We start from the raw sequence: 15,130 nt of genomic DNA, 5'->3' as shown, positions 1-15,130 counted from the left end.
GTGTTATTAAATGTTGAAAATGTATAAATCAGAAGTGAAACCATATATAACGGTACTTGTTGTTACTATGATATTATGTGCTTTATTTATTATAAGTGCTGACAACAATGCTAAATCAGAACAAACGTACGAAATGACGGACCATCAAATTACACAAGATACAGCGAAACACGAACGAAATCAACCAACTTCAGAAGGAAAAAGCGAACACATAGAACAAGCATTAATTGCAGCAGCGCATCAATAAAGTCGTTAAAGTTATTTACAGAGATAAGATAATTTTGAATTAGCAAATGGGAGGAAAGTGAGCGAAACTATTTAGTTTCGTTCACTTTTTTGTTATATTTTTCTATATTAATGAAATACGGAGGTTTCTTATGGCAAAGATGGATGGCGTTGATATAGAACGTATTAATGAACTCGCTAAAAAGAAAAAGGAAGTTGGCTTAACTGAGAATGAAGCTAAAGAACAATCTAAATTACGCAAAACATATTTAGATTCGTTTAGAAAAAAATTTAAACAGCAAATTGAAAGTACAAGAGTGATTGATCCAGAAGGTAATGATGTAACACCAGATAAAGTAAAAAAAATATTAGATTCTAAAGATGAGGAAGAAAAAAATTAACTCATTTTTTTGTTAAATAGATGAAAAATCATGTATAATGATTATGAAACTAGCTAGAAGAAAGGAAGTCATTTAGATGAATAAAGAAAAAGATCAATTAGCGGTAGATACGATAAGAGCTTTAAGTATTGACGCTGTTGAACAAGCAAACTCAGGTCACCCTGGCCTACCTATGGGTGCAGCTCCTATGGCATACACTTTATGGACTCGTCATTTAAATTTTAACCCCCAATCAAAAGATTTCTTTGATAGAGATCGTTTTGTATTATCTGCGGGTCATGGATCAGCGTTATTGTATAGCCTTTTACATGTTTCAGGTAGTTTAGAATTAGAAGAACTTAAACAATTTAGACAATGGGATTCAAAAACGCCTGGACATCCTGAGTTTAAACACACTGATGGTGTTGAAGTAACTACTGGTCCTCTTGGACAAGGGTTTGCTATGTCAGTTGGTATGGCAATGGCTGAAAAACATCTAGCAGGTAAATTTAATAAAGATGATGCACAAGTAGTGGATCATTACACATATGTACTTGCATCAGATGGTGATTTAATGGAAGGTATTTCCCATGAAGCAGCATCTTTAGCAGGTCATAGCCAATTAGATAAACTTATTGTTTTATATGATTCAAATGACATTTCTTTAGATGGTGATTTAAACAAAGCATTTTCTGAAGATATTAAAGGTCGTTTCGAAGCTTATGGTTGGAAACATATTTTTGTCAAAGAAGGCAATGATATCGATGCAATCGATAAAGCAATTGAAGAAGCTAAGACACAAGATGTGCCAACAATTATCGAAATTAAAACAATTATTGGTTACGGTGCGCCTAACAAGCAAGATTCAAGTGGTGCACACGGTGCGCCATTAGGTGAAGACGAAAGAAAATTAACTTTCGAAAACTATGGTTTAGACCCTGAAAAACGTTTTAATGTGCCTGAAGAAGTTTATGAAATTTTCCAACAAAGCATGCTAAAACGTGCAAATGAAAAAGAAGCATCATGGAACAAACTTGTTGAAGAATATAGCAATAAATATCCAGAATTAGCTGAAGAATTTAAATTAGCTATTAGTGGTAAATTACCAGACAACTACAAAGATGTACTTCCAGAATATGAAGCTGGACATAGTGGTGCAACACGTGCAGATTCTGGAGAAGTTATTCAATCATTAAGTAAATCTGTACCTTCATTCTTCGGTGGTTCAGCAGACTTAGCTGGTTCAAATAAATCAAATGTTAAAGATGCAACTGACTTTGATAAAGATACGCCAGAAGGTAAAAATATTTGGTTTGGTGTTCGTGAATTTGCTATGGGTGCTGCAGTAAATGGTATGGCTGCTCACGGTGGTTTACATCCATATGGTGCAACATTCTTCGTATTCAGTGACTACTTAAAACCAGCATTACGTTTATCAGCAATTATGGGCTTAAATTCAACGTTCATCTTTACGCATGATTCAATTGCTGTTGGTGAAGATGGTCCTACACATGAACCAGTAGAACAATTAGCTGGTTTACGTGCGATTCCAAACATGAATGTGATTCGTCCAGCAGATGGTAACGAAACGCGTGTAGCTTGGGAAGTAGCATTAGAATCAGAAAATACACCAACTTCATTAGTACTAACGCGTCAAAATCTTACAACTATGGATCTTCCAAAAGAAACAGTTGAAGAAGGCGTACGTAAAGGTGCTTATGTAGTGTTCGAATCAGATCAAGCGCCTGAATTCCTATTATTAGCTACTGGTTCAGAAGTTAACTTAGCTGTTGAAGCTGCTAAAGATTTAGAAGCTCAAGGTAAAGGTGTGCGCGTTGTTTCAATGCCTAACTGGAATGCATTTGATCAACAATCTGATGAGTATAAAGAATCAGTAATGCCATCATCAATTACCAAACGAGTTGCTATTGAAATGGCATCATCACTAGGTTGGCATAAATACGTTGGTACTGAAGGTAAAGTCATCGCTATCGATGGATTCGGTGCTAGTGCTCCTGGCGATTTAGTAGTTGAAAAATATGGTTTCACTAAAGAAAATGTATTGAATCAAATTCAAACATTCTAATAAATGTCTAATAGCATTTAATTATTGGTATGGGAGCGCTTGTTCTCATACCAATTTTTAATATCAAAGAAATATGTGACTATATTTACAAATTGAAATTGAAATTGATATAATACATAAGGTTAGAAGATATTCATGGAGTTACTCTTGAAATAGAGTACTAATTTTAGTAAAATTCATTAGGATAGGAAAGTGGGTGAAACAATGGCAACTTGGTTAGCAATAGTATTAATCGTGTTAGCACTTATTATTGGATTAGTCGGTGGATTTTTCCTAGCAAGAAAATATATGATGGATTATCTTAAAAAGAACCCACCAATTAATGAAGAGATGCTACGTATGATGATGATGCAAATGGGTCAAAAACCATCTCAAAAGAAAATAAATCAAATGATGACGATGATGAATAAAAATCAAGAGGAACAACTCAAAAAGTCTAAATAGACCGTCAATAAAGGGCCGGCAGCTACTTAAAAAAGTAACTGCCAGCCCTTATTTTTGTTTGTAGTAAGGTGGAATGATTTCAGTTTAAACTTATGTTATAAGCGTAGCCTAATAAAAATAATAGATAGCATTTATTGAAGAAAGATGATGCAATGTAGTGATATTGATTCGTAGATGTAGATGAGTTTAAAATACTTTTAACGAAGTAATTTATACCTTTATTTTATGTATAAATTCAAAAAAATTTTTCTCGAATAGTTATTGTTGTGGCGCGTTTCGTGGCAATTTATGTTTTTTAAATATTCAGAAAATTATTGAAAATATTTTCTGGTTTGATATAATATGCTTATACAAGGGAGGTATTACAAAGTGAGAGATGCTTTTGATATGGAAGACAAAGAGGTTTTAGATCGACTTGCAAATATACACATTAACTTTCCGACTGAAGAATCATTTAAAAAATATCATAACGCAATGCAGCTTCATGATATGAATTATCTTAGAATGACATTAAATAATGCATTTTCTGCTTGCGACAATACGTCACAAGCTATGTAAATAAAAACGTTAAAATAAGTCTCTTTGAGGCTTATTTTTTTCTGTGAAATTTATATTGCTTATTACATATTAGATAGAGACAATGTGTATGTTGAGTGATACACTTCATTATATTATACAGCTGTGCTTAAATTGATAAAACCCATGTATTTTATTATCTTCAAAATGTAAAAAATGCTAATATATACTATGTGATGTTTTTAATAATAGCTAAGTAATCAATGGCGTGTCAATTTCACGTCTTAGCTTTGTAGAGTGATGAACAATCCTAAATAAATATCATCTTGTAGAAACTTAAAGAAGGTGTCAGCATGTTATATTTGATCTTTTCTATAGTTTTCGCTTTTTTAATGGGAATTGCTGTTATTATCGTGCGCATGAAAGCACAACAATTTCCTGTTAATGAAAGGAAAATTATTTTGCCACCGTTTTTTATGGCAACTGGAGCTTTAATGTATGTCGTTCCATATTTTAGATTAACGGGATTTGAAATTTTAGAATGTATTATTTTAGGCGTATTATTTTCGACAATTTTAATATGGACATCTAGATTTGAAACTAAAGGTAATGAAGTATATATGAAACGATCTAAAGCTTTTCCTATAATACTTATCTCATTACTTTTAATTCGTACAGTAATTAAAATATTTATTAGTAATAAAATAGACCCAGGAGAAATTGCGGGAATGTTTTTCTTGCTTGCTTTTTGTATGATTATTCCTTGGCGTTTGGCGATGTTATATAAATATAAAAAAGTGAAGCGTAGTTTAATACAATAGTTTTGAGCCGTTTATCCTAGGTGATAAGCGGCATTTTTATTATAATAGAAATGATTAAGGGAATATAATAGTATATATACGAACAAAGGTTCTATGAGAGGTGTAAATATGAAAGTAATACATACAGCAGATTGGCATTTAGGAAAAATATTGAATGGCAAAACATTACTAGATGACCAAATATATATTTTAAAGTGCTTTATAGAAGAAATGAAAAATGAACAACCCGATGTAATTGTAGTTGCAGGAGATTTATATGATACAAGTTATCCAAGTAAAGGTGCAATACAATTGTTAGAAAGTACAATAAATACTTTGAATTTAGAAATGGGCATACCACTCATTATGATTAGTGGTAATCACGATAGTAAAGAACGATTAAACTATGGTTCTAAATGGTTTGAAAAATCTGGGATGCACATTCGTACAAAACTTGTAGATATTGATAAGCCAATATCATTTGGAGAAATAGATTTTTATACATTGCCCTTTGCAACCATCAATGAAATGCAGCATTTCTTTGATGATGATTCTTTAGAAACACATCAACAATGTGTAAATAAAGCTTTATCACATATAAGTAAAGCGATTGATAAAGACAAAGTCAATGTATTGGTTGGGCACTTAACGGTTCAAGGTGGACTTAGATCTGATTCAGAACGAGCATTGACAATTGGTACGGTGGAATCTGTAGAGGCAAGTTCATTTCAACAATTTGATAGGGTAATGCTTGGCCATTTACATCATCCATTTAGTATAGATTCAGATTTTATAAATTACAGTGGTTCATTATTGCAGTATTCTTTCTCGGAAAGCAATCAACCTAAAGGTTACAGGGTAATGGAAATGAAAGATAACAAGATTAAAGATAAATTTATACCTATACAACCACTTAGACAGTTAGAAGTTATTGAAGGCGATTATGAAGAGGCAATTCAGGAAAAATTAGATATTAAAAACAAAGAAAACTATTTACATTTCAAACTAAAACATATGTCACATGTGAGTGATCCGATGGTGCATTTAAAACAAATTTATCCTAATACACTCGCTTTAACAAATCAGACGTTTGATTTTAATACGCCTATTCATCGTAGCAATTATGAGATACAAAAATTAGACGATGAAACGATTATTAAGAATTTTTACCAAAGTATTACAGATGAATCTTTAACCTCTACACAAAGTCAAAAGGTAGATCGTGTGTTAAATGATTTGTTAGAAGGAGGTATGCAATAAATGCGACCATTAACTTTAAAATTAAACAATTTTGGACCTTTTTTAAATGAAACGATTGATTTTGATCATGTAAAGGATGACCAATTATTTTTAATAAGCGGAAAAACAGGTTCAGGTAAAACGATGATTTTTGATGCAATTGTCTATGCCTTATTTGGCGAAGCTTCTACTAAGGATCGTAAAGAAAGTGATTTGAGAAGTCATTTTGCTGATAGTAAATCTCCTATGGTTGTAGAATTTGAATTTAAGTTAAGAGATGATGTTTATAAAATTGTACGTCAAGGCGCATTTATTAAAGAAGGCAATAAAAATAAAACATTGGGTCAATTAACGGTATATCAATTTGATAATGATGGCTATGATTTAAAAGAGAGTAAAATAAATACAGGAAATCAATTTATTAAAAGCCAATTAGGCGTCAATGCAGAACAATTTCGACAATTATTTATACTACCGCAGGGTGAGTTTAAACGGTTTTTATTATCAAAAAGTTCTGAGAAACAAGAAATTTTAAGAACATTATTTAATAGTCAACGGTTCGAAGATATTCAAAGAAATTTAATGGATGATGTTAAAGAAGTGAGAGAAAAGATAGAAAAAAGATTTAGTATCTTAGAAAATAATTGGCAAGATATCGATGCATTTAATGATGAAGTATTAACTGAGTATAAATTAATCAATGCGAGACAAACGAATCGTGTTGTTGAGGTGTTGCCTAAATTTATTGAAAAAGCCAAAGATATACAGGAACAACTCAAACGAAGCAAGGACCGCCAACAAGACGAGGTTAAAAAATCCGAGAAAATATTAAATGATAATATAAATTTAGAACATGCATTGTCTAAATTAAAAGAGCAACAAGAAAAATATGATGCTTTAGTGTTAAAAGAAAATGATATACAAAGTAAATTAAAATTACTCAATGAAATTTATGAGGTCAGACCTTTAGCTAATTTATTAGATACTCAAGAAACATTAAAAATTAAAAAAAATAAAATCACTCAAGATATAAGTAATAAGGAGCAATTGATAAGGCGTTTAGTATCGAAAATACAAAATGATGAAGAGACGCTAATGATTCATAAAAAGTCATCTCAAACCTTAGAAAAAACAAGAGCATTTATAGAACGCTGTAAGCTATTTTATGATAATGCTAATAAATATAAAAAAGCATATCAAGAATATGATGCTTTAAAAGTTTCTTACAACGAGCTCAATGAAAATTTTATCTTACAACAACAGCAATTTGATACGATGAATGCACAGTTGAATTATAGAAACCCTGATTATGAAATAATAGAAATATTAAACAGTGAAATTTTTGAATTGAAGAATAAAGTGAAAGATTTAAAACGTAATGAATTGAAAAAAATAGAGTATCAATCATTACAAAATAGAAAAAAACAAAAAGTAGAGGATTTAAAAGCTGTTGAGCAACATCTGAAAAATTTAGAAAATGAATATCGTAGTATTGATAAAACAAATATAGATTTGAATAATAAAAAAGATATCATTACAAAAATACAATCAGCAGTACAATCAGGTGATACTTGTCCTGTTTGTGGAAATGAAATACATAAAATTGAACAGCATTTAGATTTTGATGAACTTACTGAAAGATCGCAAAATTTATCAGAAATAGAAAGATGTATTAATGAAGCTTCGGGCAATAAAATTAAATGTGAAAGCGAGTTAAAATATGTAAACGAGCAATTAGCAGAATTTTCACAGGCTGACTTAACTGATACAAATTATGAAGCATATGACGTACTTATAGAGACAAAAGAACAGCAAAAGAAAAAAACAACTATTGAAAATGAAGAAATTAGCCAATTAAAGGAACAGCTCCAACAGCGTGAGCAAAAACTACATGCCCTAGAATTAGAAAGTAAAACTGTGTTCCAGAATTTGAAAGCGCATGAAGTGATGATCAATGATTTTGAAAATTCAACAGAACATAAAAATGTTGATGTATTTATGAAAGCGTACGAGCTTGATGTAGTCAAGATACAACAATTTGATAATGAGTTAGAAAAGTTAGGACGAGGCATACAACAAGCCCAAAATGAGCTATCTATTGAAGAAAATAGTAAAAAATACTTAGACGCAAGTTATACAGAAATTGAGGAAGAATTAGAAAATATGGTTGCCAAAATTAACACAGAAATGGGAAGAATAGGTTTTGAGCATTTTGATCAAGTAAAAGAAACCATAGCTAAGCTAAATGAAAAAAATAAATTAGAAGATGATATCGATACGTATAATAAAGAGAAGCAATCATTTGAATTATTGATAGCACAACTAACAGCAGAAACAAATGACCGTGAGCTTCAAGATAGTGAAAAATTAAAAGAAGATTATGAACGACAACAACAATGTTTAGAAACCGTTGCAACTGAATTAAGCCAACACGAGTTTAAAATTGAATTTAATCAGAAAAAAATTGATGAAATTAAAGCAACGATTGAACAATTAGAATTCGAATTAAAAGAACAACAAGAAGTTTTTCAGCTTGCAGAAATACTTTCAGGTAAAAATGAGCGAAAACTGACATTAGAAAATTATGTTTTAATTTATTATTTAGAAAGAATATTGGCTCAGGCTAATCAACGTTTAGCATTAATGACGGGTGAACGTTATCAACTAACAAGAAGAGAGCAAATTTCACAAGGTTATAGTGGCCTTGAAATCGACGTGTTTGATTCTCATTCTAATCAGGCTAGACATATTACATCGTTATCTGGTGGGGAAACGTTCCAAGCTTCACTGGCATTAGCGTTAGGTCTTAGTGAGATTGTACAGCAAGAAGCGGGCGGTATCGCTTTAGATTCTATGTTTGTAGATGAAGGATTTGGAACTTTAGATCAGGAAACATTAGAAACTGCCTTAGATACATTATTAAGTTTGAAGTCTTCAGGTAGAATGGTAGGCATTATTTCTCATGTGAGTGAACTCAAACAACGGATACCGCTCATTCTTGAAGTTGAAACCGAACAATATCAAAGCACTACACAATTCAAAAAACAGTAATTTACTAGAGCGGATATATGCTTAGTGGCAAGCTAAAACCTCTGGAGTGTAAGCAAGTTTGGCGTACACTTTTCATCAGAACTACTGCAACATGTCATGTTCATCATGAGTACTGCTCTTGGGGGAAGACAAAACTCTTATGATCAACATAAGCAAGGATAATACAGTTTGTATTTGTAAAAGACTACGGTTATGATTTAAAATTTATATTCAAGCTAAAGACCGAGCAAACACAGTTTAAGTGTTTGCTCGGTCTTCTTAATGAACATAAAAAATAATCGAAATGTCTTATTATAAAATGGCCCATATTTTAAAACTGTTGATTTATTTTAAATGAAAAAGACAAGCATTAAATGCTGGTCTTTAGGGAAAAATTAATTCTTTTCACGTAATAAATCACGGATTTCTGTAAGTAATACAGTGTTTTCTTCGATTTCTTCTTCTTCTTCTTTTTTCATTAATGTGTTGGCAATTTTTACAAAGATAAATAGTGCGAACGCAATGATGATGAAGTCGATAATTGATTGAACGAACATACCATATTTAATGCCCATGAATGACCAACTTTTTGCAAAATCAACTGTACCAAAAATTAGCCCTATTAATGGCATAATGATAAATGTAACTAAAGCTGTTACAATTTTGTTGAAAGCAGCCCCCATAACAACTGCTACTGCTAAATCTAATACATTACCTTTTAATGCAAATTCTTTAAATTCCTTTAACATAATACTTAACCTCACTTTTTTTAAAAATATAAATTTTATTATACAATAATTTTTATGTTTGGAGTATACTTTTTTTATCTAAGTTTGATATTAACAAAAGGGTTTGTTATTGTTATATATGGTGAAACAAAAGTAGTTATATATAAGTTTTGTAATTTTCTACTTAAGATTTTAAAAATATAATAAGATGAGAAAGGGAGTAATGAGTGTGAATTCTTCTAACAAACATGCGAATGGTAAGAAGATATCTCCAGTTTTTATTTATAGCGCGATTATCGTAGCGATTGTAGTTTTAATTGGTGCTGTTTTACCAGAGCAATTTGATACAATTACAAATGGCATTAAGCTATGGATTACGGACAAACTAGGTTGGTATTATTTGATTCTTACTACGTTTATTGTTTTCTTCTGTATTTTCCTAATCTTTAGCCCTATCGGAAAATTAAAACTAGGGAAACCAAATGATAAACCTGAATTTAATACAGTTTCATGGTTTGCAATGTTATTTAGTGCTGGTATGGGTATTGGATTAGTATTCTACGGTGCTGCGGAACCTATGGCGGATTTTGCTGCGCCACCGACTGCAGATCCTAAAACAACTGCTGCTTATACTGAAGCATTACGTTCTACTTTCTTCCATTGGGGATTCCATGCATGGGCTATTTATGGCGTAGTTGCATTGGCGCTTGCATATTCTCAATTTAGAAAAGGGGAACCAGGACTTATTTCAAGAACATTACGTCCTATTTTAGGAAATAAAGTAGAAGGCCCAATCGGAACAATCATTGATGTTCTAGCTGTTTTTGCGACAGTAGTTGGTGTTGCTGTATCTCTTGGTATGGGTGCATTACAAATCAATGGTGGGCTAAACTATTTATTCGGTATTCCAAATAACGTCTGGGTACAAGCTATAATTATTATAGTTGTAACTATATTATTTATCATGAGTGCTTGGTCCGGTTTAAGTAAAGGTATTCAATATTTAAGTAATTTAAATATTACTTTAGGTGCAATATTAATGATTGCTGTATTAATCATTGGGCCAACCATTTTGATTTTAAACATGATGACAAGTTCAGCAGGTAGTTTATTAAATTCGTTTTTATTGAATTCATTTGATACTGCTGCTCAAAACCCTCAAAAACGTGAATGGATGTCTAGTTGGACGCTTTATTACTGGGGTTGGTGGTTAAGTTGGAGCCCATTCGTAGGGATCTTTATTGCACGTGTTTCAAAAGGACGTTCAATTCGTGAATTTATCGCTGGTGTGCTTTTAGTTCCGGCTATTGTAAGTTTCGTATGGTTCAGTGTATTTGGCGTACTAGGTATTGAAACTGGTAAGAAAAATCCTGAACTCTTTAATATGACTGCAGAAACGCAATTGTTCGGCGTATTCCATGAAATACCAATGGGAATGGTTTTATCTATTGTTGCATTGGTATTAATTGCATCGTTCTTTATTACGTCAGCAGATTCTGCCACATTCGTGTTAGGGATGCAAACCTCTTATGGATCATTAGAACCTTCAAATTTTGTGAAAGTGACATGGGGCGTGGCCCAATCACTGATTGCTTTTGTATTACTATTTGCAGGTGGAGGTGACGGTGCTAAAGCGCTTAATGCAATACAAAGTGCTGCCATTATCAGTGCATTGCCGTTCTCCTTTGTTGTTATAATGATGATGGTGTCATTCTATAAAGACGCGAATAAAGAACGTAAATTCTTAGGATTAACATTGACACCAAATAAACATAGATTGCAAGATTACTTACAGCATCAACAAGAAGATTATGAAGATGATATTATCGAAAGACGCGCATCGCTTAGAGAAACTGAAAAGAATGAAACCTTAAAATAAATTATATGAAGCAATTTTTAAAAGCGTGCCCATTATGGGTGCGTTTTTTTTATTGAAATGAAGGGTATATATTACGCGCAATTATGAAATAGAAGAATGAAATGACATAAAAGTAATTGGAAAAATCTGAAAATGTTGATAATGATTCTCAATTGATAATATTAACTTATTACACATCCCTTTAATGATAAGTATAACTTATACATACCGATTGAAAATTCAAATCTTAATTATATAGGTTTCTGGCTTTATGTAGTTGTTTTAAGTCACATATAATTATACAATTTAGATAACGGCATAAATTTAACAAAAACTTTCAGGGGGGATTTATATGGCTTCAAATATTAAGCAACAAGCGAAAAAATCGTTTGATCTTAACGGGAAATCATATACGTTTTATGATTTGAAGACTTTAGAAGAGCAAGGATTTACTAAAGTATCGCAACTGCCATATTCAATTAGAGTATTATTAGAATCAGTTTTAAGACAGGAAGATGGTTTCGTAATTACAGATGATCACATCAAAGCATTATCCGATTTCACTAAAGGGGCAGAAGGGGAAGTACCATTCAAACCTTCACGTGTCATCTTACAAGACTTTACAGGAGTTCCTGCTGTAGTGGACTTAGCATCATTACGTAAAGCTATGAATGATGTTGGTGGAGATTTAAACAAAATCAATCCAGAAGTGCCAGTGGATTTAGTTATTGACCACTCAGTACAAGTTGATAGTTACGCTAATCCAGACGCTTTGGAACGTAATATGAAATTAGAATTTGAAAGAAACTATGAACGTTATCAATTTTTAAATTGGGCTACTAAAGCATTTAATAACTATAGTGCAGTGCCACCAGCAACGGGCATTGTTCACCAAGTTAACTTAGAGTACTTAGCAAACGTAGTACATGCTCGTGAAATTGATGGGGAAACTGTAGCCTTCCCTGATACTTTAGTAGGAACTGACTCACATACAACGATGATTAATGGTCTTGGTGTCCTAGGATGGGGCGTTGGGGGCATCGAAGCTGAAGCAGGCATGCTTGGTCAACCTTCATACTTCCCAATTCCAGAAGTTATCGGTGTGAGATTGTCTAACGCATTACCACAAGGATCAACTGCTACTGATCTAGCTTTACGTGTCACTCAAGAGTTACGTAAAAAAGGCGTAGTTGGTAAATTCGTTGAGTTCTTTGGTCCAGGCGTACAACATTTGCCATTAGCTGACCGTGCAACAATTGCGAATATGGCTCCAGAATATGGTGCAACTTGTGGTTTCTTCCCAGTTGATGAAGAAGCATTGAAGTATATGCGTTTAACAGGTCGCCCAGATGAACAAATTGATCTTGTTAAAAAATATTTACAAGAAAATAGCATGTTTTTCACTGTAGATAATGATGAGCCAGAATACACAGATGTAGTTGAATTAGACTTATCAACAGTTGAAGCTTCATTATCAGGTCCAAAACGTCCACAAGATTTAATTTTCTTAAGCGATATGAAAAAAGAATTTGAGAAATCAGTTACTGCACCAGCAGGAAACCAAGGACATGGATTTGATGAAAGTGAATTTGATAAAACAGCAACAATCGAATTTAAAGATGGTAAAACAACTACAATGAAAACAGGTGATTTAGCAATTGCTGCGATTACGTCATGTACGAATACATCTAATCCATATGTAATGTTAGGTGCGGGTCTGGTTGCTAAAAAAGCTGTCGAAAAAGGATTAGAAGTTCCTGACTACGTTAAGACTTCATTAGCACCTGGTTCAAAAGTTGTTACAGGTTACTTAAGAGATTCTGGATTAAATGAGTATCTAGATGATCTTGGCTTTAATCTTGTTGGTTATGGTTGTACGACTTGTATCGGTAACTCTGGACCATTATTAGAAGAAATTGAAAAAGCGATTGCTGAAGAAGATTTATTAGTAACTTCTGTATTATCTGGTAACCGTAACTTTGAAGGACGTATACATCCTTTAGTGAAAGCTAACTATTTAGCATCACCTCAATTGGTTGTAGCTTATGCATTAGCAGGTACAGTTGATATTGACTTACAAAACGAACCTTTAGGTAAGGGTAAAGATGGCGAAGATGTATACTTAAGAGATATTTGGCCATCAATAAAAGAAGTTTCAGATACTGTTGATAGTGTTGTTACACCAGAACTATTTAAAGAAGAATATGAAACAGTATATAATAATAATGAAATGTGGAACGAAATCGATGTAACTGATCAACCATTATATGACTTTGATCCAGAATCAACATATATTCAAAACCCATCATTCTTCCAAGAATTATCTAAAGAACCAGGTACAATCGAACCTTTAAATAATTTACGTGTTATGGGTAAATTTGGAGATTCAGTAACAACTGACCATATCTCTCCAGCGGGTGCGATTGGCAAAGATACACCAGCAGGTAGATATTTACAAGAGCATAATGTTCCGATTCGTCAATTTAATTCATATGGTTCACGTCGTGGTAACCATCAAGTTATGGTTCGTGGTACGTTTGCCAATATTCGTATTAAAAACCAATTGGCTCCTGGAACTGAAGGTGGTTATACAACTTATTGGCCAACAGGCGAACAAATGTCAATTTTTGATGCAGCTATGAAATACAAAGAAGATGGAACAGGTTTAGTTGTATTGGCTGGTAATGACTACGGCATGGGTTCTTCTCGTGACTGGGCAGCTAAGGGTACGAATTTATTAGGTGTTAAAACGGTTATTGCGCAAAGCTATGAACGTATTCACCGTTCAAACTTAGTTATGATGGGTGTACTACCATTACAATTTAAAGATGGAGAATCTGCAGATAGCTTAGGTATCGATGGTACTGAAACGATTTCAGTAGAAGTTGATGAAGCAGTTAAACCTCATGATTTAGTGAAAGTACAAGCTAAGAAAGACAATGGCAAAGTCATTGAATTTGAAGCAATTGCACGTTTTGATTCAAATGTAGAATTAGACTATTATCGCCATGGTGGTATCTTACAACTTGTATTGAGAAATAAATTAGCTGAGTAACTGTATTCGTTGTCAAAACAAGCTGTATTAGCAACATGCTAATACAGCTTGTTTATGTTAATATTTACTTAGTATGTATTATTGAAAAGAGGACGTTAAAGATGATTTATAGTATGACAGAAATTGAATCTCGCTATCAAGAAACAGACCAAATGGGTGTGATTTATCACGGTAATTATCCTACATGGTTCGAAGTTGCACGTACAGATTATATAAGTAAATTAGGGTTCAGTTACAAAGAAATGGAAGATTCAGGTGTGATTTCTCCAGTGACGGATTTAGATATTAAATACATTCAATCTATAACGTATCCAGAAAAAGTAAAAGTAAAAACATGGGTAGAAAAATATTCTAGACTGAGATCACTTTATCGTTATGAAATTTATAATGAAGCCGGAGAACTCGCGACAACTGGGTCTACAGTGTTAACGTGTATTAGAAAAGATACTTTTAAACCTATTCGATTGGATAAATATTTTCCTGAATGGCATGAAGTATATCAAAGTGTTGAGCGAAGAAATAAGGCAGGGGAAACTTTAGAAGTAACGAATGGACTTTAAGTTACTTTAAGTTTATATACGCTATAAATATAAAAGAGGTGCATTCAGTTAACTGAGCGCACCTCTTTTATATTGGTATGAGCAAACCCTTATTATTGTTATGTTTGACATTCAGCGTAACAATAAAAAATAACAATAATATTATCTATTTAGTAATAAAACTTATGTTTTGAAATAGAAGTTTATCGTTTCAAAACACTTTAAGATAA

General features: G+C 32.6%; 12 protein-coding genes. 11 read left to right on the top strand and 1 reads right to left on the bottom strand.

Translation table 11 applies throughout. The features are described 5' to 3' along the window. Positions 1–10: 10 nt before the first annotated feature. The 8 genes from sosA to sbcC all read left to right on the top strand — a co-directional run bounded on the left by sosA (position 11) and on the right by sbcC (position 8,741). Complete coding sequence (gene sosA, locus QMO72_RS07950) at positions 11–247, top strand: DNA damage-induced cell division inhibitor SosA (RefSeq protein ID WP_103267353.1); 237 nt, start codon at positions 11–13, stop codon at positions 245–247. 130 nt (positions 248–377) lie between these two features. Beyond that, positions 378–626, top strand: a complete 249-nt coding sequence (locus QMO72_RS07945) for a DUF896 domain-containing protein (protein WP_069824178.1) — start codon at positions 378–380, stop codon at positions 624–626. 76 nt (positions 627–702) lie between these two features. Further along, positions 703–2,691, top strand: coding sequence for a transketolase (tkt, locus tag QMO72_RS07940; protein ID WP_103267352.1), 1,989 nt, complete (start codon positions 703–705; stop codon positions 2,689–2,691). A 204-nt stretch (positions 2,692–2,895) separates the two neighbouring features. Further along, the gene (locus QMO72_RS07935; protein WP_046836335.1) at positions 2,896–3,135 is read left to right on the top strand and encodes a YneF family protein; all 240 of its coding nucleotides are present in this window, start codon (positions 2,896–2,898) and stop codon (positions 3,133–3,135) included. A 369-nt stretch (positions 3,136–3,504) separates the two neighbouring features. Next, positions 3,505–3,693 carry a hypothetical protein gene (locus QMO72_RS07930; RefSeq protein WP_069824176.1) on the top strand — a complete coding sequence of 63 codons (189 nt, stop codon included), beginning with the start codon at positions 3,505–3,507 and terminating at the stop codon, positions 3,691–3,693. A gap of 311 nt (positions 3,694–4,004) precedes the next feature. Continuing rightward, a complete protein-coding gene (locus tag QMO72_RS07925; protein ID WP_103267351.1) occupies positions 4,005–4,472 on the top strand; it encodes a CcdC family protein in 468 nt (155 codons plus the stop codon). Positions 4,473–4,580: 108 nt separating this feature from the next. Further along, a complete protein-coding gene (gene sbcD / locus QMO72_RS07920) occupies positions 4,581–5,711 on the top strand; it encodes an exonuclease subunit SbcD (protein WP_103267350.1) in 1,131 nt (376 codons plus the stop codon). After that, complete coding sequence (gene sbcC, locus QMO72_RS07915; protein ID WP_103267349.1) at positions 5,712–8,741, top strand: exonuclease subunit SbcC; 3,030 nt, start codon at positions 5,712–5,714, stop codon at positions 8,739–8,741. It begins immediately after the preceding gene. Between the two features lie 374 nt (positions 8,742–9,115). On the opposite strand, the gene mscL is transcribed toward sbcC, so the two are convergent. Further along, a complete protein-coding gene (mscL, locus tag QMO72_RS07910) occupies positions 9,116–9,469 on the bottom strand; it encodes a large conductance mechanosensitive channel protein MscL (protein WP_046836340.1) in 354 nt (117 codons plus the stop codon). A gap of 202 nt (positions 9,470–9,671) precedes the next feature. Between mscL and QMO72_RS07905 the strand changes: the two genes are divergently transcribed. The 3 genes from QMO72_RS07905 (at position 9,672) to menI (ending at position 14,921) form a co-directional block, all read left to right on the top strand. Beyond that, positions 9,672–11,327, top strand: a complete 1,656-nt coding sequence (locus QMO72_RS07905; RefSeq protein WP_433963168.1) for a glycine betaine uptake BCCT transporter — start codon at positions 9,672–9,674, stop codon at positions 11,325–11,327. 331 nt (positions 11,328–11,658) lie between these two features. Continuing rightward, positions 11,659–14,361 (top strand): aconitate hydratase AcnA, encoded by a 2,703-nt coding sequence (gene acnA / locus QMO72_RS07900; RefSeq protein WP_069824170.1) that lies wholly within the window; start codon positions 11,659–11,661, stop codon positions 14,359–14,361. Positions 14,362–14,462: 101 nt separating this feature from the next. Continuing rightward, positions 14,463–14,921, top strand: coding sequence for a 1,4-dihydroxy-2-naphthoyl-CoA hydrolase MenI (gene menI, locus QMO72_RS07895; RefSeq protein WP_073504543.1), 459 nt, complete (start codon positions 14,463–14,465; stop codon positions 14,919–14,921). The last annotated feature ends 209 nt before the right edge of the window (positions 14,922–15,130 follow it).

This window comes from Staphylococcus casei (assembly GCF_030294405.1).
Classification (GTDB): domain Bacteria; phylum Bacillota; class Bacilli; order Staphylococcales; family Staphylococcaceae; genus Staphylococcus; species Staphylococcus succinus.
Note: the sequence above shows the minus strand (reverse complement) of the source record. Positions and strands in the feature narration are given on the sequence as shown.

Excerpts from the sequence above, each read along its gene's own strand:
- mscL (WP_046836340.1), bottom strand. The coding sequence starts at position 9,469 with ATGTTAAAGGAATTTAAAGAATTTGCATTAAAAGGTAATGTATTAGAT.
- QMO72_RS07925 (WP_103267351.1), top strand. The coding sequence starts at position 4,005 with ATGTTATATTTGATCTTTTCTATAGTTTTCGCTTTTTTAATGGGAATT.
- QMO72_RS07905 (WP_433963168.1), top strand. The coding sequence starts at position 9,672 with ATGAGTGTGAATTCTTCTAACAAACATGCGAATGGTAAGAAGATATCT.
- tkt (WP_103267352.1), top strand. The coding sequence starts at position 703 with ATGAATAAAGAAAAAGATCAATTAGCGGTAGATACGATAAGAGCTTTA.
- menI (WP_073504543.1), top strand. The coding sequence starts at position 14,463 with ATGATTTATAGTATGACAGAAATTGAATCTCGCTATCAAGAAACAGAC.
- sbcD (WP_103267350.1), top strand. The coding sequence starts at position 4,581 with ATGAAAGTAATACATACAGCAGATTGGCATTTAGGAAAAATATTGAAT.
- sosA (WP_103267353.1), top strand. The coding sequence starts at position 11 with ATGTTGAAAATGTATAAATCAGAAGTGAAACCATATATAACGGTACTT.
- acnA (WP_069824170.1), top strand. The coding sequence starts at position 11,659 with ATGGCTTCAAATATTAAGCAACAAGCGAAAAAATCGTTTGATCTTAAC.
- sbcC (WP_103267349.1), top strand. The coding sequence starts at position 5,712 with ATGCGACCATTAACTTTAAAATTAAACAATTTTGGACCTTTTTTAAAT.
- QMO72_RS07935 (WP_046836335.1), top strand. The coding sequence starts at position 2,896 with ATGGCAACTTGGTTAGCAATAGTATTAATCGTGTTAGCACTTATTATT.
- QMO72_RS07945 (WP_069824178.1), top strand. The coding sequence starts at position 378 with ATGGCAAAGATGGATGGCGTTGATATAGAACGTATTAATGAACTCGCT.